Consider the following 20,907-nt stretch of genomic DNA (forward strand, 5'->3'; position numbering starts at 1 on the left):
GCCTTACACACCGTCTATCGATACAGAAAAGGGAGAACATCCAGAGATGTTCTCCCTTTTCTCGTTTGGGACGCAGATGCGGGATACTCGTTTATCGCGGCAAGGCGGCGCAGTTATCCCTGAACCAGCTATCCCTGATCCAGTCACCCCTGATAGAGATAGAGGTGCAGCCGCTCGATGATGGGTTCGCCGCCAATCTTGCGATCCCGCCGCGCCTGCCGGCTCTTGGGGGGATAGTTGCCCAGATGAGTGACCGCAGGCGGGGTATCCGAGCAGAGCAAGAGCGGCAGGCTCGCCTTGATCTGCTGCTTGCGCGGGGTGCGCTCCAACCAGAGCAGGTTGACCATCGGGTGGGTCTTGACCGGGCGGCGGATCCGCAGCTCGGCATCGGCGGGCAGACGGCGAATGTCGTACACCTCCTGATCCACCATCTTGCTCCACTCCTCGTTGTTGGAGAGGGCCGGTATATAGCGGCGGCTGCGCTCCAGCATCTCAAGCACCTGCTCGCGACTGAGGCGATTGATGGTCTGCTTGTCGGCCCAGGTAAAGCCGAGGGATTGCAGCTCCCCCGCCAACAGGGTCAGTTTGCGGTAGACCTGCAGGGTGATCACCCCGGGCAGGGCGGTATGTACCAGCTCGAACTTCTCGTCCCGTCCCCCCGCCTGCTGCACCAGCGCCTTGAAATCGAGCTTGTGCTGGTTGATTTGGTCGATCAGCGGTTGCAGCAAAGGGGCTGCGGCGGCAGGAAAGCGCAACCAGCCGGGCAGCCGATGAGTCGCCTTGGTGGAACAACCGGGACGGGCGCTGTGGTCCCGATAGGCGGCGAGGGTGGCCGCCAGCGCGGCTTCACCGTTGAGATAGCCCACCTCAATTTGCTCGATCGGGTCGTGTTCTTCCCCCTGCGCCACCGGGGGGAGGGGATAGACATGGGCCTCCTGCAGCTCGAGCTGGCCAAGCAGATCGGCCAGCTGGTTGAGAGAGGCTTCAATGGCGGCCATCTGTTGACGCAGGGCGGCGGTCGGGGTAAAGGTATCCATCGATGATCCTGTGGTCTGACCCGCTGTTGACGAGATCAGGTATGACATCGCTGCGGGGAGCAAAACTACTGTATAAATAAACATACCAGCATGCGATTGGAGTGCCAAGAGGCACTTTGAGGAGGGGGCAATGTGCGCCTCTGAATGGGGATGTGGTGATGGTTCTATTTATGTTTCAGGGTGTTAAATAAAGATCGCCACAAGATCATCAAATTAACAATCATGTGTAACTCCGCTGTTGCCAGCTGTTCACACCTTGTCCACCCCTGCATATGTAAAGCAGTAAAATGCATATATAGATGGGTGCCATGCAGCACAATATGCTGTGCGACTCTGCTGGCCAACCGTTGAAATAATTATTTGTTTAAAATCAAAGCGTTAAAATTAAATTCTGCCGTTTTTAGACATTAGATTTACTAATGTAACGTATCAAAATTCGTCAATTGAGTCGGTCTGACTCCCTGACTAAGCTTTGCGCATCAAATAAAGCCCAGTGCGTAAACAAATATTCAGAGGAGCCACATCATGGCCAACTTGACTTATATCGAAACCGGTTACCAGCATTCCAGCCAATTGAATCTGGTTGCTCGCGTTAAAATGACCGTTCTGACCTGGCTGGAGCGCAGCCGCAGCCGTCGCCAGCTCTCCGAGCTGCCCGAGTACCTGCTCAAAGACATCGGCCTGAACGAAGCTGACCGTTATCAAGAGACCACCAAGCCGTTCTGGCGTGGTTGATCTGCCGGGCATGGATGCCTTGTTTTTCTGCTGAGTCGTTTGCTGTTCTGCCCCTGTGGCGCCCGGCCGCCAGGTCTGTCATTGTCTGTTTTATCCTCCCCCGTTTTCCCCCTGTTATTTGTTGATCCTTTTTCCTCTCCTCTTTATTCCACATCGCTACCGTCATTGCTGTCGTCGTTCGATTGTTATCATACTTGTATCGTTAATGTTTGAATTTGTTTAAAAAACGATTTTAAGCAGCGATGCCTTGCGTATAATCCGGCCATAGTGTTCCAGCGAAAGAGGGTGAGACGGATGATTCCCCAGCACGATTTTTTGGCCTTGACCCGCAGCCATGAGTGGCAGCTTGAGCCCTTTGAATTTGCCCTGCCCGATGGTGCGCGGGTCTGCGTCTGGGATACGGGCGTGCTCTGTCTGGAGCCTGCCAGTGGCGCGGGCGACCAGCCGGGAGGACGCAAGGATATCGTCCTCTCCTGCGGCATCCACGGCAACGAGACTGCCCCCATCGAGATTTGCAACCAGCTGCTGAGCCGTCTGCTCTCAGGCGAGCTGAGCGCCCGCCATCGGGTGCTGTTCCTGTTTGGCAATCCGGCGGCGATGAATCTGGGGCTGCGGGAGGTGGAGGAGAACATGAACCGGCTCTTCTCCGGAGCACACAGCAAGGGGGAGGGGCTCTGCAATCGGGAGCGGATCCGCGCCATGCGCCTCGAGCAGTATGTGAGCCGCTTCTTTGCCGATCCGGCTCGTCCCCGTTACCACTACGACCTGCACACCGCCATTCGCGGTTCGCGCCACGAGAAGTTTGCCGTCTACCCCTTCCCCCACGAGCGGCCTCACTGCCGCGAGCAGGTGCAGTTCCTCGGCGCTTGCGGGGTGCGTACCATACTGCTCTCCGCCAGCCCGACCACGACCTTCAGCTACTACAGTTCCCGCCAGCATGGTGCCCACGCCTTTACGGTGGAGTTGGGCAAGGTGCGCCCGTTTGGCGAGAACGATATGACCCGCTTTATCGAAACCCGCCAAGCGCTGCAGGAGCTGATCACTCAGGATGAGGTGGCGCTGGAGCCGTGGCGGGCGGATGATTTCACCCTGTTTGCCATCGATCGGGTGATCACCAAGAAATCGGCGGACTTTCGCTTCCTGTTCGCCAGCGATGTGGACAACTTCACCGAATTCCCCCAAGGGTTCGTGCTGGCCGAGGATGGTGAGCTGCGTTACACAGTCGAGAAGCCACGTGAGGCGGTGGTCTTCCCCAATGCCAATGTGGCGATCGGTCAGCGCACCGTGCTGATGGTGGTGCCGACAAGGCTCTGGGAATAGCGGTGATAGTTTTGCCTGCAGAGCGGTGATGCATCCGCAGGTGGCGCCAAGCCATTGTTTTAGTCGGTGGCTCAGACACAGCAGCGGTTAGCCGCAGTAATAAAGAACGGGGCCAGTCAGATGACTGGCCCCGTTCTTTATCGGGTTCAAGCGGTGAGGCTTAGCTGTTGTTCTTCACAAACAGGGTCAGCTCCTGACCGGGCTTGAGGTAATCCCCTTTATCCAGCTGGTTCCAGCGCATCACATCGTTGATAGCCACCTGGAAGCGAGCCGCGATGGAGGAGATGGAGTCGCCACGGCGAACCTGATACACCATCGATTTGTCGCTCTTCTTCCCTTGCTTGGGATAGACCACCAGCTTCATGCCTGGCTTGAGCGCCGACTTGGCATTCAGACCATTCCACCTGGCGAGCTCTTCGTGGGAGACGCCGTGCGCCTGGCTGATGCTCCACAGGTTGTCACCCGAGCGCACCTTGTAACTGACCTTGGCCTTCTGGCTGCTGCCACGGCTTGCCAGCTGCTGCGGTTTGCTGGCGGAGCTGACCTTGCTGCTGACCTGACCGTGGGTCGGGATCACCAGTTGCTGACCGCGACGCAGGTTGTTGCTGCGCAGATTGTTGGCCAGCTTCAGCTCGTTCACGCTGACGCCATGATTCTGGGCGATGCGCGACAGGGTATCGCCACTGGTGACCTGATAGGAGCGGGTACGAATACGTTCGCTCTTGGGCAGGTCGGCCAGTGCCAGCTCCAGGGTATCGGCATATTCTACCGGTACCAGCAGGCGGTAAGGGCCACGGGGCGACATCACGCCACGGCTCAGGGCCGGATTGACCTCCTTGAGCTGTGACGTGCGCAGACCTGCCAGTTGGGCGGCCACGTTCAGATCGATCTGGCTGCCGGTCTCCACCACTCGCAGCTTCGGCTCGTTGGCGAGCACCGGCAACTGGATATTGTACTTGTCCGCATTGCTGATCATGTCAGCCATGGCGAGGATCTTGGGCACATACATCCGGGTTTCGCGCGGCAGATCGAGCGACCAGTAGTCGGTCGGCTTGCCTGCGCGCTGATTACGCTGGATGGCGTTGCGCACCCGTCCTTCACCGGCATTGTAGGCGGCCAGCGTCTGCAGCCAGTCACCGTCAAAGAAGCGGTTCAGGTACTCCAGATAATCGAGCGCCGCATTGGTGGAGGCCAGCACATCGCGCCGTCCGTCATACCAGTTGTCGTGGCGCAGACCGAAGTTTCTGCCTGTCGCTGGCACAAACTGCCAGAGTCCGACGGCATTGCTGCGGGATCGGGCATGAGGATCAAACATGCTCTCGATCATCGGGACAGTAATAAGCTCCATTGGCAGCTCACGCCGTTCAATCTCCTCTACCATCAGATAGAGGTAGGGTTCAGCCCGGCTGGCAATGGTCGCCAGATGCTTATCATTGCGCAACAGCCACTCACGTTGCTGGCGGATGCGCGGATTGTCCGGAGTTTCCAGTTGCATATCATCGCTGATACGCACCCACAGATTGTCCGTATCTTCCATTTCGTCCAGCTGTTCATCGCCAAACAGGAAATGGGAAGAGTGTTTTTTATGCGCTTTTTTCTTGACCTGGGGGGACTTGATCGGCTCGATTGCCGTTAGCGCCCGGTCATCCTGATGGCTCAGGTTTTGGCAGCCGCTGAGCAACAGCACTGCCAATAAGGCCGTTCGTACCTTCATCTCGTTCCGGTCATTTTTAGGAAAAACAGCTCGCATCATAAGGGGCAATGGCCCCCTGATCAAGGTTTGTTCAAAAAACGTCCTTCCACTGACGCAGGATGGTGAAGGTATCTACCGGATTTTCCACGCATTTTAGCTCATGCTTTTCAGCAGAAAATTTCACTGAATCCTGTTCGCAGCGCAGAAAAATGTTGAAAGTGCGTTCGTCACCCAGCCGGGTTGGCAGGCTTGGCAGCCCTTGTTGCCGCAGTTTGCTGATCAGCCCGATCTGGCGGCGGATCGCCGGGTTGTCCGGCTCGACCGCATAGGCAAAACGCAGGTTGGAGAGGGTGTACTCGTGGGCACAATAAATGAGTGTCTCATCGGGCAGGGCGGCGAGCCGTTGCAGCGAGTGGTACATCTGCTCCGGCGTCCCTTCAAACAGGCGGCCACAACCGGCCGAGAAGAGGGTATCGCCACAAAAGAGCATGCCGTTGCCGTGGTAGGCGATGTGGCCGCGAGTGTGCCCGGGCACATGGATCACCTCGAGAGCGAGGCCGTGCCAGTTGATCTGATCGCCATCTTCCAGCCACTGACCGTGGTGATCCGGCATCGGGTCAAGTTTGGGGCCATAGAGCCGGGCGTGGGGGAAGTGGGCAAGCAGGTCGGTGACGCCCCCGACATGGTCGTGATGGTGATGGGTCAGCAGGATGGCATCGAGCACCAGCCCCAATGCCTCGAGCCGCTCCAGCACGGGGGCGGCATCGCCAGGATCGACCACCAGACAGTGATTTTCGTGGCGGATCAACCAGATGTAGTTGTCATTAAAGGCTGGAACTGTGATCACTGGATACATGAGTCTGCTTCTCTTTAGGGAGGGTATCTTATATAACAGGATGGCGTTCGAAACCCCGAGTTGAGCCCTATTATGCAGGTGGCACGTACCGAACAACAAATCGAGATCCCGACCAGCTGGTCTGCATTGCCTATGGGGGACTGGGTGGCGGCCGAGATCCAGGATCGGCTCGACAACTGGTGTCCCAATCTGTTTGGGTATCATCTGCTGAAAATTGGCGCTCTGAGCGCTGAACTCTCCTGCAAACGCTCCTCCATTCGTCACCAGATCGGTGTCGCCCCCAGCGGGCGGCTGCTCGACATGTATGGCGACCCCCTCGATCTGCCGGTGCGGACCGGCAGCGTCGATGCCTGCCTGCTGGCTCACTGCCTTGATTTCTCCGCCGATCCCCACCAAGTGTTGCGCGAAGCCGAAAGAGTGTTGACCGACGATGGCTGGCTGATAATCAGTGGCTATAACCCCATGAGTCTGGTCGGGATCGGTCACTGTGTGCCGTTCTTGCGGCGCAGAATGCCCTGGTCGGCACGGATGTTCACCCCGGGGCGGGTGACGGACTGGCTGCATCTGCTGGGATGCGAGGTGATGTTCGACGAGCGCTTTGGTTATTCGTTTATGGGAAAACAGAGCTGGCACAGTTGGTGGCGAGAGAGTATCGGGCGGGATTATTGCAGGACATTTGCATCGGTATACGTGATTGCGGCCCGTAAACGGCGCTTTCCACTGATCCCGGTGCGGCGGCGCTGGCAACTGCCAAAGTCCCTCGCCACACCGGGAATGGCCCGTCAGGGCTGGTAGCCGGTATCCTCGGCCAGATCCTTGCCGCAGGCGGCCTCTCTGGCCAGCTCGTCGCACCGTTCGTTCTCCGGGTGGCCGGAGTGACCCTTCACCCAGAGCCACTCAATCTGGTGGCGACCCACTTCCGCATCCAGCTCCTTCCAGAGATCGACGTTTTTGACCGGTTGCCGGTTGGCGGTCATCCACCCTTTCTTCTTCCAGCCGATGATCCACTGGGTGATCCCCTGGCGGACATACTGGCTGTCGGTGGTGAGGCGCACCTTGCAGGGCTCGTTGAGGGTGCGCAGCCCCATGATGGCGGCCATCAGCTCCATCCGGTTATTGGTGGTCAACCTGAATCCGGCGGAAATCTCTTTGCGGTGCTTGCCGTAGACCATGACGGCCCCGTAACCACCCGGGCCCGGATTGCCGAGGCAGGAGCCGTCGGTATAGACATCAATCTGTTTTAACATGAGCAATCAATCTGTTTTAACATGAGGCTTGGGGTAAACTAGCAAGTAATTAAAGCCGAAGTTTGACATAGATTGGATCATGAACACACCCCAACTGAATCGCCAGATCATTCTGGATACTGAAACCACAGGTATGAATACGGCGGGTGGCCCTGTCTATCTGGGGCACCGCATTATCGAAATCGGCTGTGTGGAGGTGATCAACCGCAAGCTGACCGGTAACCACTATCACGTCTATATCAAGCCTGATCGTCTGGTCGACCCGGAAGCGATCCAGGTGCACGGTATTACCGACGAGTTCCTGCGTGACAAACCGTCGTTCAGCCAGATTGCCGACGAATTCCTCGACTTCATCCGCGGCGCCGAACTGATCGCTCACAACGCACCGTTTGACGTGAGCTTCATGGACTACGAGTTCAGCAAGCTCGGACTCAACTTCAAGACGGCGGATATCTGCACCATCACAGATACCCTGGCGATGGCGCGGGATCTCTTCCCCGGCAAGCGCAACAACCTGGATGTGCTGTGCGATCGTTACGGTATCGACAACTCCCACCGTACCCTGCACGGGGCTCTGCTCGATGCGGAGATCCTGGCGGACGTCTACCTGCTGATGACCGGCGGCCAGACCAAACTCAATCTGGCTACCGAGAGCAACGAAAACGAAAGCAATCAGGACACCAGCATTCGCCGGTTGGAGAGCAACCGACCCGCCCTCAGGGTGGTGCGTGCCAGTGCCGAGGTTCAGGCCCTGCACGAGGCGAGACTGGATCTGGTACAGAAAAAGGGAGGAAGTTGTCTGTGGCGGCAATGAGCAAGTGGTGTGCCGGTCTGCTGTTGTTGCTCTCGCTGGGGGCGGCGGCGACCGAGGTATTTGCCCCTTCCGATATTCCGCTGCTGGATAACCGCTTTCGCATCGATTACGGCGTGAAGGAGATCACCTTCATTATCAAGCGCAAGCCGGGCACCCCGTCCGTGATCCTGGTTCGCCCCGATGGCAGCAAGCTTTACGTGGGCAAGGTCAAACCCGCAGATGTGGGTTGGCTGGCGTTGCCGGAGCACGATCTCATTACCCTGCGCAATCCCATGCCGGGCCCCTGGCAGGCGATTGGCGAGGTGGATCCCGACAACCGGGTGCGCATTCTCTCCGATATCCGGCTCGATATCGCCGCCCTGCCGATGCAGCTCTATCAGGGGGAGGTGGTCAAGCTCAAGGCGTGGTTGCTGATCAATGGTCAGCCGCCGAAAGATAAATACTATCTCTCTGACCTTGGCATGACCGTCAAGCTGCAATCGTTCAGCGATGCCGATAAGAAAGAGGTCGTGCTGGATCAAGTACTTGGCCACTATCGCGATGATGGCAAGGGGCTCGACGAAGTGCCGGGTGATGGCATCATGACGGCGGAAGTGACGCTGCAGGATATTCCCGGTGGCAAGTACCGCGCCATGTTCAGCACGGGCAATCAGGTGTTTGTCCGTGCCCGTTATCAGGATGTGCTGCTTTACCCCTATCCGTTCAGCTATAACTTGTCGCCGCCTTCGGAAGAGCTGGGAGCCAAGCTCTCACTGCTAATCGACCGTGATGAGCTGGATCCCGCCTCCGTGGTGGTCAAGGGGAGTGTGACCAGCAATGTGGGCGGCCTCTACGAGTTCAGCGAGACAGCCAGCGACCCCAAGCTTGATATCGATCTCTCCAACATCAAGGAGGTCGGTCAGCATGAGGTGAAAGCAACCCTCTATGGCACCACTCGCCTCGGCCGTGAGCTGAAAATCGAGTTGCCGGTGAAAACCTTCAATGTATTCCCGCCACCGCCGCCTCCTGTAGAGGTGGTGTCGGCCGCCGCACCGGCCTCCAGTGCCGAGGCGACCCATGAAGCTCCGGCAGAGGAGGAAATGGGCTGGCTGATCTGGGCATTGGCGGGTGGTGGTGTGCTGCTGGCGGTATTGGGTGGGGTCGGGTTTGTGGTGATACAAAAACGGCGTGCCCTGAAGCGTGCTCTGGCCGCTGCGCAGGCCGAGAATCAGCAAGCTGGACAACCTGCTGCCAAGCTGGATCTCAATCTGCCAGAGCAGTAACCCTCGTACTGAAGTGGCGTGATGCCAGAGATAAAAAACCGCCCTGATAAGCAGGGCGGTTTTTTTGAGTTCATAAACAGAACAAACTGGCTATCAGTGTTCGCCGATATAGACATCCTTGTTCTGCTCGCGGATCTCGAGGAACTTGTCCAGATTGGCCATCATCAGCTCGACCAGCTGGGGGTCGAAATGCTGCCCCTTCTCCTCTTCAATCAGGGCCAGCACCTTGTCCAGCGGCCACGCCTTCTTGTAGCAGCGATCCGAACCCAGGGCATCGAACACGTCAGCCAGCGCCACAATTCGCCCCTCCAGCGGAATATCGGCCCCCTTCAAACCGCGGGGATAGCCACTGCCATTCCACTTCTCATGGTGATTGCCAGCGATGGTGGCACCAATCTGAAACAGCGCCAGATCGCTGCCGGAGAGCATATCCTGCCCGAGCTGGGCGTGGGTTTTCATGATCTCCCACTCTTCCGGTGTCAACTTGCCCGGCTTGTGCAAGATGGCATCGGGAATTCCCACCTTGCCAATGTCATGGAGCGGCGAGGCACGTTTCACCAGCTCGCTCTGCTCTTCGCTCATGCCCATCAGGTGGCAGAATTGCTCGGTATAGAGCGCGACTCGTTTGACGTGCAGTCCTGACTCTTTGGAACGGGTTTCGACCAGTTCGCCGATGCGATAGATGATCTCCCGCTGGTTGTCGGCGATAACCTCATTGAGCCGGATATTCTCCAGCGCCACTATGATGTTTTCGGTAAACAGGGTCAGCAGACTGGTATCGATCTGGCTGAGCTGGCGGGTGGTCTCGATGTGGAACAGCAGGTGGTGGCGCGGATTCTGGCAGTAGAGCACCATCTGGGTGGCGTTATAGACATTGCTGCGCTTGCTCATAGCCTGGCGCAGGATCTCCGGCGCGTCCGTGAGGAGCATGGCGGGATGGCCGGGGAGCAGGGGCTCCAATACTTGATCCTTCACCTCATAGGCGTATTGCTTGACGTCGTATATCTGGGTTTCCCCCAGATGGAGCAGGGCGCTGAGCTGCTCCTGGGCGCCTTCGACAAACTGGCGCAGGGCCCGTTTCTCAAAGATCCCCTTGGAGGCTTCGATGACTTTTTCCAGCCCCTGACGGTTACTCTCCAGGGTGCGGATATCCCGATAGGATCGCAGGCTGGCCCGCAGCAGGGTGCGCAGCTTCTGGGAGGTGAGCTCGGTTTTATCCTTGTAGTCGTTGATGTCGTAGTTGGTGACCACGTCATCTTCCGGCGCTTGGCCGGGTTGGCCGGTACGCAACACGATGCGTACCATCTTGTTTTGCAGATCTTCACGGACGTATTTGACGACATCGAGGCCGGCGTGGTCGACCTCCATCACCACGTCCAGCAGCAACAGAGCAACGTCCGGGGTGGTGGCCAGCAACTCTTTGGCCTGTGCCGCGGAATAGGCATGCAGAAAATCGATGGGGCGATTGTCAAACTCGAATTTGTTCAAGGTGATTTTGGTGATGCGATGCACTTCAGGCTCATCGTCAACAATCATCACCTTCCAGCCCGCTTGCTGTGCGTCGGGGAGGGAGAGATCGTCATCATCAATAATCAGGATCTGGTCATCCATCATACAATCCTGTTTGGCATCCTGTGCTTACATTAACTGCTTCACTAAGGATAGGAAACTTATTGGGAAATAAAATTTGATCTCGAAAAACTATGGTCGAAATAAGCAAATGGAACCCTTTGTAACGGTGGCGTTGTCCGGCTGCTTTCTTTGCCCAATCATGGAGCTAGCGTGCATAAAGCCTATGTCTGGATTGGGGTGTGGACGCGAGTGGTTGGGGATGTTTGAATCCAGCTTGTAGCTATTAGACGAGAGATATTCTTATTTGATAGTGATTCCTATTTGTGTGTAGCATGGGCGACACACTCAACGAGGAGCCCCATCGTGTCCCCATCTCTGCCTCCCAATCGTCCCCGTCTGCTGACTGTCAAAGCCATTACCCAGATCACCCCCCATTTGCGTCGTATCACCTTTGGTGGCAGCGAACTGGCTGACTATCCCTTCACCTGCGGTGGGGCCCATATCAAGGTGATGCTGGCCCAGCCCCATCAGGTAGAGCCGGTGCTGCCTGCCATGACCCCGAGCGGCCCGCGCTGGAATGACCCGGCTGACAAGCCGGTGATCCGCACCTACACCATCCGCGCGTTTCGCCGTGATGAGCAGGAAATTGATATCGACTTCGTGCTGCACGGTGACGGCGGGCCCGCCAGCGCCTTTGCTACCCATGCCAAGCCGGGAGAGAAGGTGATCCTCTCCGGGCCGGGTGGTCCCAACCCCATGCTGCAACCGGCCGATCACTACTGTCTGGTAGGGGATCTCACCGCCTTGCCCGCCATCATGGCGATGTGTGAGGTGATGCCTGCCGAGGCCAGAGGGGAAATTGCGATTCTGGTGCCGGATCAGGCCGATGCTCAGCCGTTGACGCTGCCGGTCGGGGTGCGCTGTCACTGGTTTGTCGGCGAGCCCGAGTCCAGTGGCCTGCTGGAGCATGTGATTGCTCTGCCGCTGGTGCGCGATGGTGGCTTCTTCTGGCTGGGTGGGGAAGAGGCGCTGGTGCTGCCGCTGCGCCGCCATTTTCGGTCTGTGCTCGAGGTGGATCGCCAGTCGCTCTACGCCGTGCCGTACTGGCGCCGGGGCAAGAGTGAAGAGGCCTATCATCAGACCCGTCACGATGTGATGGATAATTAAGCGGATGCGAAAGAATACCTGATTCACCCTTGCAAATAAAAATGATTTGCATTTAGTATTGCGCCGTCCGGGTATTCGTCCGGGCGGCGTTTTTATTTCCGTTGACACAAGAGCGCCCTGTTTTCACGTCGGTTTGGCTGCATGTTGTCAGACCCAACGCAAGGAGTCGTAAAGGGTGGTTAAGTACCAGACCCCTCTGTTCTGGCTGGGATTATTCCTCCTGTTCATACTGCTTTCTCTCTCGCTCGCCACCGGTGCGGGTGTTTATGGTGCCCGCGAGGTGCTCGGCTACCTGATGGGGGATGCCCGCTGGGCTGGCGACGAGAAGCTCGCCATGGTGCTCAATACCTTGCGACTGCCGCGCACCCTCTGCGCCATGGTGGTCGGCGCCTCTTTATCTCTGGCTGCCTCCTTGTTGCAGAGCGCGACCCGCAATCCGCTGGCGGAGCCCGGTCTGCTAGGGGTCAACGCCGGGGCCGTCTTTGCGCTGGTGGTGGGGCTTACCTGGTTCGGGGTGGAGTCCGCCTACGGCTATCTGCTCTGGGCCGGACTCGGCGCGCTGCTGGGCAACGTGATTGTGCTGGGGCTCGGCATGATGATTGGCCGCTCCAACCCCCTCAAGCTGATTCTGGTCGGGGTGGCGCTCTCCGCCACCTTCGGCGGTCTCTCCAGCTTTTTGCTGCTCTCCAACAAGATGGTGCTGGAGCAGTACCGCTTCTGGAACCTCGGCTCCCTGTCGGCGGCCAATCTCGATGCCATCATCGCCGTGCTGCCCTTCGTGCTGGCGGCGTTTGTCATCACCTTGCTGCTCTGTCGCCAGCTGACCCTGATGCAGATGGGGGACAGTCAGGCCCAGGCGCTGGGGATCCGCCCAAACCGGGTGCGAATTGGCGTGCTGTTGGCCGCCACCCTGTTTACCGCCAGTGCCATCGCCATCGCCGGCCCCATCGGCTTTGTCGGCTTTCTGGCTGCCTACTGTGGCCGACTGGTGGAACCGGTAAAGCTGTCGGTGCAGGTCTGTTTCTCCGCTCTGTTCGGCATGCTGTTTCTGCTGTTGGCCGACATTCTGGCGCGCTGGCTGATCCAGCCGTTCGAGCTGCCAAACGGCGTCATTCTGGCCCTGATCGGTGCGCCTGTGCTGATCGCCATCGTTCATCGCGGGGGCTTTCGTACCCTGCTGACCGTCAAGTGAGGGGCTGATGCGTACACCTACCGATATGCTCTGCCTGCGGGCCGGCAACCGCTCTTTGCTGATCCATCTGCCAAGCGGGCGCTGGCTGGCTCTGCTTGCCGTGGCGCTGCTGGCGTTGGCTCTGCTGGCCTTGAGTGTTGGCGGCGGCAAACTCGGCTTTGCCGGGGTGGTCAACACCCTGTTGGGGGAGGGGACGCGGCTTGAGCAGCTCACCCTGTTCAAGATCCGGCTGCCGCGCATCCTTGGGGTCGTGGTGGCGGGGGCGGCCATGGGGCTCTCCGGCTGTCTGGTGCAGACTTTGGTTCGAAACCGGCTGGCCACACCCGATATGGTGGGAGTCAACAACGGCGCCTCTCTGGCCATCATCGTCTTCTCCCTCTACCTGACGGTAGGCAGCTGGCCCTGGTGGGCTGCCCCCATCGGCGCTATCTTCGCGGCGCTGGTGCTCTATGCCCTCTGCCGCAAACCGGGTGAGCAGGGCTATCTGTTCGTGGTGATCGGCATCGGCCTCTCCGAGCTGTTCGAGGCGCTCGGCCAGTTTGTGATGTCCACTCAGGCCCTGCTGCACCTGAGCTCCCTCTATCTGTGGAATATGGGCAGCTTTATCGCCGTGGGTTACAGCACCATCACCCCCATCGCCATTCTGTTGCTGTTGCTCTGCCCGTGGATCGTCTATCTCTCCCGCGAGCTGGCGGTGCTGCGCTTTGGTCCCGAGATGGCCAGAGGGCTTGGCGTCAACGGCGATCGGGTACAACTGGGCATTCTGGCCCAGGCCATTCTGGTGGCGGCGCTCGGCACCGCCATCGGCGGCCCCGTGGTCTTTATCGCCATGGCAGCCCCCATTCTTGCCTCCTGGCTGGTGAAAGACCGAGTGGTGCCGCTCTGGCTGGCGGCACTCAGCGGCGCCTTGCTGCTGCTTGCCAGCGATACCTTGGTCCGGGTGCTGGCCAGCCCTCACGAGGTGGCGACCGGTATCATGACCCGCATTCTCGGCGGCCTGTTGCTGCTGTTTCTTCTCGTTAACGATCGCCAGAGGGCTGACTGATGACGCTCACCGTAAATCGCCTCCACTTCGCCTATCAGCAGACCCCCATTTTGCGGGACATCTCTTTCAGCGTGCCGAGAGGCAAGCTGGTGGGGATCGTCGGCCCCAACGGCTGCGGCAAATCGACCCTGCTCAAGCTGCTATCCGGCCAGATGAAAGCCCAACGCGGCGAGATCCTGCTCAAAGGCAAGCCGCTTGCCAGCTACCCCATGAAGGGGTTGGCGCGGGAGCTCGCCTACCTGCCCCAGCGGCCAACCCTGCCTGCCGGCATTCTGGTGGAGCAGCTGGTGCAGTATGGCCGCCACCCCCATCAGGGCTGGTTCAATCAGTGGGGCGAGGAGGATGCCCGCATGGTGCGCAGCGCCTGCGAGCGGATGCAGCTTGAAAGCATCTGGCAGCAGAGCGCCGCGTCCCTCTCCGGCGGGCAGGCACAGCGGGCGTGGCTGGCGATGATCCTGGCGCAGGACAGCGACATGGTGCTGCTCGACGAGCCCACCAGTGCCCTCGATATCGGTCACCAGACCGAGGTGATGGAGGCAATCCACCGCATCACTGCCGAAGGCAAAACCGTGCTGCTGGTGATCCACGATCTGGCGATGGCGGCCCGCTACTGTGACGAGTTGATCGCCATCGGCGAGGGGACCATTGCTGCCATGGGCCCGGCCCGGGAGGTGGTGACCAAGGATCTAATCGACCGGCTCTACCAGACCAGTGTCGACATTCTGCATGCCCCCGGCGACGGGGCGCCCATTATCGTGCCCCGTCGCCACGAACATGGCCGCACCCTGCGTTCGGCGAGTTGAGTCATATGGGCCTGCTCTGTGGGCCCACCGAGTGTATTCACGCGGCCGATTATCCGGGCCGTGCAACGATGAAGGAGTGAGATGATGAAGCGTTTTGCCGCCCTGGCAGCAGCCATCCTGATGCTGGCCGCGCCGCTGGTTCAGGCGCAGGAGATGCGTGAAGTGACTGATGCGTTTGGCCAGAAGGTGCAGGTGCCAGTCCAGCCAACGCGGGTGGTGGTGCTGAGCGAGCTCGAACTCGACAGCACCCTGACCCTGGGGCTGACCCCTATCGGCGCCGTCAATGGCCGTGGTCAACCCACCTTGCCCCGCTATTTGCTGAACAAGGCGGGCATGGGTATCCAGGTGATCGGTGATCTCGACAGCCCCAATCTGGAGTCGCTGATTGCGCTGGAGCCCGACCTTATCCTGACCGGCCAGACCCGTCCCGAGCTGCTGACCTTGCTGTGGGAGATCGCGCCGACCGTGGTGACCAGCAAGTGGGGTGAGCCGTGGCAGGATAGCTTCCGCCGCACCGCCCACACCCTCAACCGCGACCAGCAAGGGGATACTTTCTTGCTGCAGTATGCCGAGCGGCTGACTCAGGCCCGCAGCAAGCTGGCCAAGCATCAGGGGGAGAGCATCAGCATAGTGCGCTGGAACCCCAAGGGGCCGAGCTTTATGTATCAGGGCACCTTTGCCAGCAGCGTAGTGGAGTCGATGGGGCTGGTACGCCCAAGCAAGCAGCAGGGTACCGGCGCGCCCCACTCACCGGCGCTGAGTCTGGAGTCCCTCAACTTGCTGGATGCTGACTGGCTGGTGGTCGGTACTCTGAGCGCCACCGGTGATGCGGTGGATGCCATGCGTCAGGCGGAGCAGACCCCGGCGTTCCAGCAGCTGCCGGTGATCAAGGCCAAGCGCTTTGGCGCCGTGGACGGGTCGCTCTGGACCTCCAGCGGCGGCCCGCAGGCGGCCCTCAAGGTGATCGAGGATGTGGAGCAGTTGCTGGCAACCCGCAGCTGAGTGCCATGCGCACCAGAGGTTGACCGCATGAACAGGTTGACCAAAGAAGAGGGAGGCTGATGCCTCCCTCTTGCGTTGTCACTGTCTATCGTGACCTCTTCGGCGAGCCAGAGCCATTTATTGCGGCTGGATGGCTGTCACTGTGAGCTTGCCGCTCTGGCTTTCGGCATGAAAGTGGATGGCATCCCCTACCTTGAGCCCTTTGAGCTGGGCCGGATCTGCCACTCGAAAGACCATGGTCATGGCGGGCATCTTGAGATTCTCGATCGCCTCGTGCTTGATGCCGACCTTGCCGCTTCCCTCATCGAGGCGGGTAATGACCCCCTTGGTCATCACCATTGCGGCCTGTTCGCTCATCTCACCCGTCTGACTCATATCGTGCCCTTCATGGTGCATCATCTCTTCGGCTTGCAGGTTGGTGTGGGTGGCAAGGCCAAGCAGCAGGGTCAGGGTCAGCGTTTTGTAGTTCATGATGGTTTCCTCATCGTTCAGTCAATATGGATCGTGAAATCCGGTTATTCGGATTGCGGGTTCGCGCTCTTGCCAAGGCTGCGACTGCGCCACAGGTAATAGGCCGCTGGCAGCACCAAGAGGGTCAGCACCAGCGCGCTCACCATGCCGCCGATCATGGGGGCGGCGATGCGCTGCATCACTTCCGATCCGGTACCGTGGCTCCACATGATGGGCAAGAGGCCGGCGATAATGGTGACCACCGTCATCATCTTGGGGCGCAGGCGCAGGGCGGCGCCATGGATCACCGCCCGGTGCAGCCCCGCCTTGTCCGGCTTGCCGCTGGCAACGAGATCGTCCCAGGCGTGGTTGAGGTAGACCAGCATCAGGACGCCGGTCTCCACCGCCACCCCCGCCAGGGCGATAAAGCCCACCCCGACTGCCACCGAGAGGTTGAAGTCGAGCAGCCAGAGGGTCCAGATCCCGCCCACCACCGCCAGCGGCAAGGTGGTGAGAATGAGCAGCACCTCCTGAACGCGGCGAAACGCCAGATAGAGCAGCAGCACGATAATGGCGACCGTCAGCGGCACCACGTAGGCGAGGCGCGCCTTGGCCCGCTCCATGTACTCGTATTGGCCAGACCAGGTGAGGGCGTAGCCTGCCGGCAGCACCAGCTGTTTGTTCACCTCGGCCTTGGCCTCATCGACGAAGGAGCCGATATCGCGGCCGCGAATATCGACGTAGACCCAGCCGTTGAGGCGTGCATTCTCGCTGCGCAGCATGGGGGCTTCATCGCTGATATAGATCCGGGCCACGTCCGCCAGCGCGATGCGCGCGCCGCTCGGGGTGACCACCGGCAGTAGCTCCAGACTGGTCACCGAGTCGCGATAGCTCTGGGGATAGCGCAGGTTGATGGGATAGCGCTCGCGTCCCTCGATGGTTTGGCCCACCTCCATGCCGCCCACCGCGGTGGCGAGCACCGCCTGCACATCGGCGATGTTGAGGCCGTAGCGGGCTGCCTTGAGCCGGTCGATATCCACCTTCACATAGCGGCCACCGGCCACCCGCTCGGCGTAGACCGATGAGGCGCCCTCCACCTTGCCGACAATCTGCTCAAGCTGTTGGCCGAGCTGCTGGATCACCTTGAGATCCGGCCCCGCTATCTTGATGCCGACCGGGGTCTTGATGCCGGTAGCCAGCATGTCGATGCGGGTCTTGATGGGGGGCACCCAGGCGTTGGTGAGTCCGGGGAAGCGGATGAGGGAGTCGAGCTCCTCTTTGAGCTTCTCCGGGGTCATGCCGGGGCGCCACTGGTCCCGGGGCTTGAGCTGGATGCTGGTCTCCATCATCACCAGATCGGCGGGGTCGGTGGCGGTTTCGGCGCGCCCCGCCTTGCCGAACACGTTTTGCACCTCGGGCACGGTACGAATGAGCTTGTCGGTCTGCTGCAAAATCTCCCGCGCCTTGCCCACCGAGATATTGGCCGCGGTGGTGGGCATATACATGATGTCCCCCTCATCGAGCGGCGGAATGAACTCGGAGCCGAGGTATTTGAGCGGCCAGAAGCCCGCCACCGTCACCACGGCGGCGATGGCAAGGGTGGTTTTCGGACGGGCCAAGACGGCCTTGAGCAGTGGCACATAGCCCTGACTCAACCAGCGGTTGAGCGGATTGGCCTGCTCCGCCAGCACCTTGCCACGGATGAAGTAGCCCATGATCACCGGCACCAGCGTGATGGCGAGAGCGGCCGCGGCGGCCATGGCGTAGGTTTTGGTGTAGGCGAGCGGGTGGAACATCCGCCCCTCCTGTGCCTCCAGCGCGAACACTGGCAGGAAGCTGATGGTGATGATGAGCAGGGAGAAGAAGATGGCGGGCCCCACCTCTATGCTCGCCTCGGTGATGATGCGCCAGCGGTTCTTGTCGGTGAGCGCCTCCCGCTCCATGTGCTTGTGGACGTTCTCGATCATCACGATGGCGCCATCCACCATGGCGCCGATGGCGATGGCGATGCCGCCGAGCGACATGATGTTGGCGTTGATCCCCTGCAGGTGCATCACGATAAAGGCGGTCAGGATGGCGATGGGCAAGGAGATGACCACCACCAGGGATGAGCGCAGGTGGAACAGGAAGGCGAGGCAGACCAGCACCACCACCGCGAACTCCTCCACCAGCTTGCCGGAGAGGTTGTCGATGGCGCGCTGGATAAGGTCGGAGCGATCGTAGACGGTGACGACCTCCACCCCCTCCGGCAGGCTGCTTTTCAGCTCCGCCAGCCGCGCCTTGACCCCGTCTATGGTGTGCTGGGCATTCTCGCCGTAGCGCATGACGATGATGCCGCCCACCACTTCCCCCTCACCGTTAAGTTCGGCAATGCCGCGCCGCATCTGGGGGCCGGTTACCACATCCGCCACGTCACCCAGCAGCAGCGGGGCGCCGCGCACATTGGTGCCGAGCGGGATCTGCTTCAGATCCTCGACGCTCTTGAGATAGCCGTTGGAGCGCACCATGTACTCCGCTTCCGCCATCTCGATGACGGAGGCACCTGTCTCCTGATTGCCCTGTTTGATGGCGGTCTCGATAAGGGAGAGCGGGATGCCGTAGGCGCGCAGCTTGTCCGGATCGACCCGCACCTGATACTGGCGCACCATGCCGCCGACGGTGGCGACTTCGGAGACCCCCTCAACCGTCTGCAACTCGTACTTGAGGAACCAGTTTTGCAGGGAGGTGAGCTGGCTGAGGTCATGCTTGCCGGTTCTGTCTGCCAGCGCGTACTGATAGACCCAGCCCACCCCGGTGGCATCGGGGCCGAGTTGGGGGCGGGCAGAGGCGGGCAGGTTGGGGGCAACCTGGCTCAAATATTCCAGCACCCGCGCGCGGGCCCAGTAGAGGTCGGTGTTGTCGTCAAACAGCACATAGACGAAGGAGTCTCCGAAGAAGGAGTAGCCGCGTACCGTGGTCGCCCCCGGCACCGCCAGCATGGCGGTGGTAAGCGGATAGGTGATCTGATCTTCCACCACCTGGGGCGCTTGGCCCGGGTAGGAGGTCTTGATGATCACCTGCACATCGGAGAGGTCCGGCAGGGCATCCACCGGGGTCTGTTTGACCGACCAGAGCCCCCAGGCGGTGAGCATGAGGGTCAATAACAGCACCAGAAAGCGGTTGCCCACCGACCAGCGAATAATCGAGGGGATCATGGCTTGGCTCCCATATTGTGCTGGCTATGGTCCATTCCTTCCATCTTCCCCATCTCATCCGTTGCAGGCTTGGCGTAGCCGTCAGTGGCGGGGGCCTTCTCCTGATGGATGCTGGTGATGCGGTACTCATCCCCCTCCTGCATTACTTGCAGATGGAGGGTCTGTCCCTCGGCCAGCTTGCTCATATCGACCCCTTCTGCGACGGAGAACTCCATCTCCATGGCGGGCCACTGCCACTCGGGGATGGGCTGGTGGGAGACCATCAGGGTGCGGTTGGCCAAATCGATGCTTTCAACCTCGCCCTGAGTCCACACCTGGTCGGGGCGCACCGCCGTCATGCGCTGAAAGTCAGAATCGATGGCCGATTCCGAGTCGAGCAGGAACTGGGCCGAGCTGACGATGTTGTCACCCGCTTCCACCCCCGCCTTGATGGCAACCTTGTCGCCAAACTGGGGGCCGAGAGTGACGGCGACCGACTTGAAGTTGCCATCCCCCAACGCCAGCACCAGCCGATCCTGACTGCCTGTGCGGATCACCGCTTCGCTCGGCACCACCAATTGCGGCTCTCCCTGCCCGGTGCGAATGCTCACCTTGGCAAACATATTGGGTTTCAAAAACTCGTCCGGGTTGTCAAAGCGCAGCCGCACCTTGAGGGTGCGGGTAGCTGCGTCCAGTGTCGGGTAGAGGTAATCCACCTTACCTTGCCAACTGCGACCGGGGGCATAGTCGAGGGTCATGGTGACCGGGTCCCCCACCTTCAGCTGGGCGGCTTGACGCTCGAACACCTCGGCACTGACCCACACCTGCTTGAGGGTGCTGATGTTAAAGAGCGCCGCAGCGGGCTCCACATACTGGCCTTCGCGCACCTTCAGCTCGGAGACATAACCGCTGCTGGGGGCGTAAATGCTGATGGTTTCGCGCACCTGACGGCTGCGTTTGAGGGCCGCTATCTGATCCGTCGGCACCTGCAGGGACTTGAGCTTGCCCTCGGCAGCGCGCAGCAGCAGTGGGTTGGCCGTGTTGAGTGCCAGCAGGTATTCGTGCTGGGCGTTGACCAGATCCGGCGCGTAGAGCTCGTAAATAAGGCTCCCCTTGCTCACCTGCTGCCCTTCACTCTTGATGGCGAGGGTGCGGATCCAGCCCGCCATGCGGGCGTTGACTGCCTCCAGCCGATCCTCGTCATACCCGACATAGCCCACCGTCTCGATCTGCTGGTGGATAGGCAGCTTCTCCACCTTGGCGAGCCGCACCCCCAGGTTCTGCTGGATCTCGGGGCTGATGGTGACGGTGCCCGGTGAGCCGCCCTGTTTTTCCTCATAGACGGGGATAAAGTCCATCCCCATGTTGTCCTTGGCCGGGCCGTCGCGCTTGTCGCGGGGATCCATGGGGTTGACCCAGTAAAGGGGCGTCTTCTCTTTGGCGCTTGCGCCATCGGAGGTTTGTTTGGCGGCCCAGTAGCCGCCACCAGCGCCAAGGGCAAGTAGCAGGGCCGACATCAGGACGGTCTTGTTCATGACT

General features: G+C 60.1%; 18 protein-coding genes. 10 read left to right on the forward strand and 8 right to left on the reverse strand.

The features are described 5' to 3' along the window. Positions 1 to 143 precede the first annotated feature (143 nt). Positions 144 to 1,037, reverse strand: a complete 894-nt coding sequence (locus AB5Y97_RS15860; RefSeq protein WP_201948205.1) for a DNA replication terminus site-binding protein — start codon at positions 1,035 to 1,037, stop codon at positions 144 to 146. A gap of 525 nt (positions 1,038 to 1,562) precedes the next feature. Between AB5Y97_RS15860 and AB5Y97_RS15865 the strand changes: the two genes are divergently transcribed. Next, positions 1,563 to 1,772: a DUF1127 domain-containing protein gene (locus tag AB5Y97_RS15865; RefSeq protein ID WP_201948203.1), complete on the forward strand. Its 210-nt coding sequence runs from the start codon at positions 1,563 to 1,565 to the stop codon at positions 1,770 to 1,772. Between the two features lie 294 nt (positions 1,773 to 2,066). Next, positions 2,067 to 3,092, forward strand: coding sequence for a succinylglutamate desuccinylase (gene astE, locus AB5Y97_RS15870; protein ID WP_201948202.1), 1,026 nt, complete (start codon positions 2,067 to 2,069; stop codon positions 3,090 to 3,092). A 160-nt stretch (positions 3,093 to 3,252) separates the two neighbouring features. Here the strand turns inward: astE and AB5Y97_RS15875 are convergent, their stop codons facing one another. Together AB5Y97_RS15875 and gloB are read right to left on the reverse strand one after the other, a co-directional pair. After that, a complete protein-coding gene (locus tag AB5Y97_RS15875) occupies positions 3,253 to 4,806 on the reverse strand; it encodes a LysM peptidoglycan-binding domain-containing protein (RefSeq protein ID WP_201948200.1) in 1,554 nt (517 codons plus the stop codon). A gap of 70 nt (positions 4,807 to 4,876) precedes the next feature. Then, the gene (gloB, locus tag AB5Y97_RS15880; RefSeq protein WP_201948199.1) at positions 4,877 to 5,641 is read right to left on the reverse strand and encodes a hydroxyacylglutathione hydrolase; all 765 of its coding nucleotides are present in this window, start codon (positions 5,639 to 5,641) and stop codon (positions 4,877 to 4,879) included. Between the two features lie 72 nt (positions 5,642 to 5,713). On the opposite strand from gloB, the gene AB5Y97_RS15885 reads away from it, so the two are divergent. Then, on the forward strand, positions 5,714 to 6,436 hold the full coding sequence (locus tag AB5Y97_RS15885) for a methyltransferase domain-containing protein (protein ID WP_368158425.1): 723 nt from the start codon (positions 5,714 to 5,716) through the stop codon (positions 6,434 to 6,436). Here AB5Y97_RS15885 and rnhA read toward each other — a convergent pair. Continuing rightward, positions 6,424 to 6,888: a ribonuclease HI gene (gene rnhA / locus AB5Y97_RS15890; RefSeq protein WP_021231230.1), complete on the reverse strand. Its 465-nt coding sequence runs from the start codon at positions 6,886 to 6,888 to the stop codon at positions 6,424 to 6,426. The genes AB5Y97_RS15885 and rnhA overlap by 13 nt on opposite strands. 79 nt (positions 6,889 to 6,967) lie before the next feature. Here rnhA and dnaQ point away from each other — a divergent pair, with 79 nt between their 5' ends. Then, entirely contained in the window at positions 6,968 to 7,702 is a 735-nt protein-coding gene (gene dnaQ / locus AB5Y97_RS15895; RefSeq protein ID WP_182963557.1) for a DNA polymerase III subunit epsilon, read from the forward strand. Next, complete coding sequence (locus AB5Y97_RS15900) at positions 7,699 to 8,964, forward strand: TIGR03503 family protein (RefSeq protein ID WP_201948197.1); 1,266 nt, start codon at positions 7,699 to 7,701, stop codon at positions 8,962 to 8,964. Before dnaQ ends, AB5Y97_RS15900 begins: the two co-directional genes overlap by 4 nt. A 93-nt stretch (positions 8,965 to 9,057) precedes the next feature. Here AB5Y97_RS15900 and AB5Y97_RS15905 read toward each other — a convergent pair whose 3' ends face one another. Next, positions 9,058 to 10,575 (reverse strand): HD domain-containing phosphohydrolase, encoded by a 1,518-nt coding sequence (locus AB5Y97_RS15905; RefSeq protein ID WP_005361714.1) that lies wholly within the window; start codon positions 10,573 to 10,575, stop codon positions 9,058 to 9,060. A gap of 324 nt (positions 10,576 to 10,899) precedes the next feature. On the opposite strand from AB5Y97_RS15905, the gene AB5Y97_RS15910 reads away from it, so the two are divergent. The 5 genes from AB5Y97_RS15910 (at position 10,900) to AB5Y97_RS15930 (ending at position 15,745) form a co-directional block, all read left to right on the forward strand. After that, positions 10,900 to 11,703: a siderophore-interacting protein gene (locus tag AB5Y97_RS15910; RefSeq protein ID WP_201945904.1), complete on the forward strand. Its 804-nt coding sequence runs from the start codon at positions 10,900 to 10,902 to the stop codon at positions 11,701 to 11,703. Between the two features lie 175 nt (positions 11,704 to 11,878). Continuing rightward, entirely contained in the window at positions 11,879 to 12,895 is a 1,017-nt protein-coding gene (locus AB5Y97_RS15915) for an iron ABC transporter permease (RefSeq protein ID WP_129503647.1), read from the forward strand. A 7-nt stretch (positions 12,896 to 12,902) separates the two neighbouring features. Continuing rightward, a complete protein-coding gene (locus tag AB5Y97_RS15920) occupies positions 12,903 to 13,940 on the forward strand; it encodes an iron chelate uptake ABC transporter family permease subunit (RefSeq protein ID WP_201945905.1) in 1,038 nt (345 codons plus the stop codon). Beyond that, positions 13,940 to 14,743 carry an ABC transporter ATP-binding protein gene (locus AB5Y97_RS15925; RefSeq protein ID WP_139434451.1) on the forward strand — a complete coding sequence of 268 codons (804 nt, stop codon included), beginning with the start codon at positions 13,940 to 13,942 and terminating at the stop codon, positions 14,741 to 14,743. Before AB5Y97_RS15920 ends, AB5Y97_RS15925 begins: the two co-directional genes overlap by 1 nt. A gap of 84 nt (positions 14,744 to 14,827) precedes the next feature. Then, positions 14,828 to 15,745: an iron-siderophore ABC transporter substrate-binding protein gene (locus tag AB5Y97_RS15930; RefSeq protein ID WP_201946125.1), complete on the forward strand. Its 918-nt coding sequence runs from the start codon at positions 14,828 to 14,830 to the stop codon at positions 15,743 to 15,745. 117 nt (positions 15,746 to 15,862) lie between these two features. Here the strand turns inward: AB5Y97_RS15930 and AB5Y97_RS15935 are convergent, their stop codons facing one another. Genes AB5Y97_RS15935 through AB5Y97_RS15945 form a run of 3 tightly spaced genes read right to left on the reverse strand, consistent with a single transcriptional unit; the run spans position 15,863 to position 20,903 of the window. After that, positions 15,863 to 16,216, reverse strand: a complete 354-nt coding sequence (locus AB5Y97_RS15935) for a copper-binding protein (RefSeq protein ID WP_005337791.1) — start codon at positions 16,214 to 16,216, stop codon at positions 15,863 to 15,865. 44 nt (positions 16,217 to 16,260) lie between these two features. Beyond that, complete coding sequence (locus AB5Y97_RS15940; RefSeq protein ID WP_201945907.1) at positions 16,261 to 19,389, reverse strand: efflux RND transporter permease subunit; 3,129 nt, start codon at positions 19,387 to 19,389, stop codon at positions 16,261 to 16,263. Continuing rightward, positions 19,386 to 20,903: an efflux RND transporter periplasmic adaptor subunit gene (locus AB5Y97_RS15945; RefSeq protein ID WP_368158432.1), complete on the reverse strand. Its 1,518-nt coding sequence runs from the start codon at positions 20,901 to 20,903 to the stop codon at positions 19,386 to 19,388. The genes AB5Y97_RS15940 and AB5Y97_RS15945 overlap by 4 nt, the downstream gene beginning before the upstream one ends. Positions 20,904 to 20,907: the final 4 nt, after the last annotated feature.

This window comes from Aeromonas sp. R10-2 (assembly GCF_040908445.1).
In the GTDB taxonomy this organism is placed as follows: domain Bacteria; phylum Pseudomonadota; class Gammaproteobacteria; order Enterobacterales; family Aeromonadaceae; genus Aeromonas; species Aeromonas veronii.

Excerpts from the sequence above, each read along its gene's own strand:
- AB5Y97_RS15860 (WP_201948205.1), bottom strand. The coding sequence starts at position 1,037 with ATGGATACCTTTACCCCGACCGCCGCCCTGCGTCAACAGATGGCCGCC.
- AB5Y97_RS15865 (WP_201948203.1), top strand. The coding sequence starts at position 1,563 with ATGGCCAACTTGACTTATATCGAAACCGGTTACCAGCATTCCAGCCAA.
- astE (WP_201948202.1), top strand. The coding sequence starts at position 2,067 with ATGATTCCCCAGCACGATTTTTTGGCCTTGACCCGCAGCCATGAGTGG.
- AB5Y97_RS15875 (WP_201948200.1), bottom strand. The coding sequence starts at position 4,806 with ATGAAGGTACGAACGGCCTTATTGGCAGTGCTGTTGCTCAGCGGCTGC.
- gloB (WP_201948199.1), bottom strand. The coding sequence starts at position 5,641 with ATGTATCCAGTGATCACAGTTCCAGCCTTTAATGACAACTACATCTGG.
- AB5Y97_RS15885 (WP_368158425.1), top strand. The coding sequence starts at position 5,714 with ATGCAGGTGGCACGTACCGAACAACAAATCGAGATCCCGACCAGCTGG.
- rnhA (WP_021231230.1), bottom strand. The coding sequence starts at position 6,888 with ATGTTAAAACAGATTGATGTCTATACCGACGGCTCCTGCCTCGGCAAT.
- dnaQ (WP_182963557.1), top strand. The coding sequence starts at position 6,968 with ATGAACACACCCCAACTGAATCGCCAGATCATTCTGGATACTGAAACC.
- AB5Y97_RS15900 (WP_201948197.1), top strand. The coding sequence starts at position 7,699 with ATGAGCAAGTGGTGTGCCGGTCTGCTGTTGTTGCTCTCGCTGGGGGCG.
- AB5Y97_RS15905 (WP_005361714.1), bottom strand. The coding sequence starts at position 10,575 with ATGGATGACCAGATCCTGATTATTGATGATGACGATCTCTCCCTCCCC.
- AB5Y97_RS15920 (WP_201945905.1), top strand. The coding sequence starts at position 12,903 with ATGCGTACACCTACCGATATGCTCTGCCTGCGGGCCGGCAACCGCTCT.
- AB5Y97_RS15925 (WP_139434451.1), top strand. The coding sequence starts at position 13,940 with ATGACGCTCACCGTAAATCGCCTCCACTTCGCCTATCAGCAGACCCCC.
- AB5Y97_RS15930 (WP_201946125.1), top strand. The coding sequence starts at position 14,828 with ATGAAGCGTTTTGCCGCCCTGGCAGCAGCCATCCTGATGCTGGCCGCG.
- AB5Y97_RS15935 (WP_005337791.1), bottom strand. The coding sequence starts at position 16,216 with ATGAACTACAAAACGCTGACCCTGACCCTGCTGCTTGGCCTTGCCACC.
- AB5Y97_RS15940 (WP_201945907.1), bottom strand. The coding sequence starts at position 19,389 with ATGATCCCCTCGATTATTCGCTGGTCGGTGGGCAACCGCTTTCTGGTG.
- AB5Y97_RS15945 (WP_368158432.1), bottom strand. The coding sequence starts at position 20,903 with ATGAACAAGACCGTCCTGATGTCGGCCCTGCTACTTGCCCTTGGCGCT.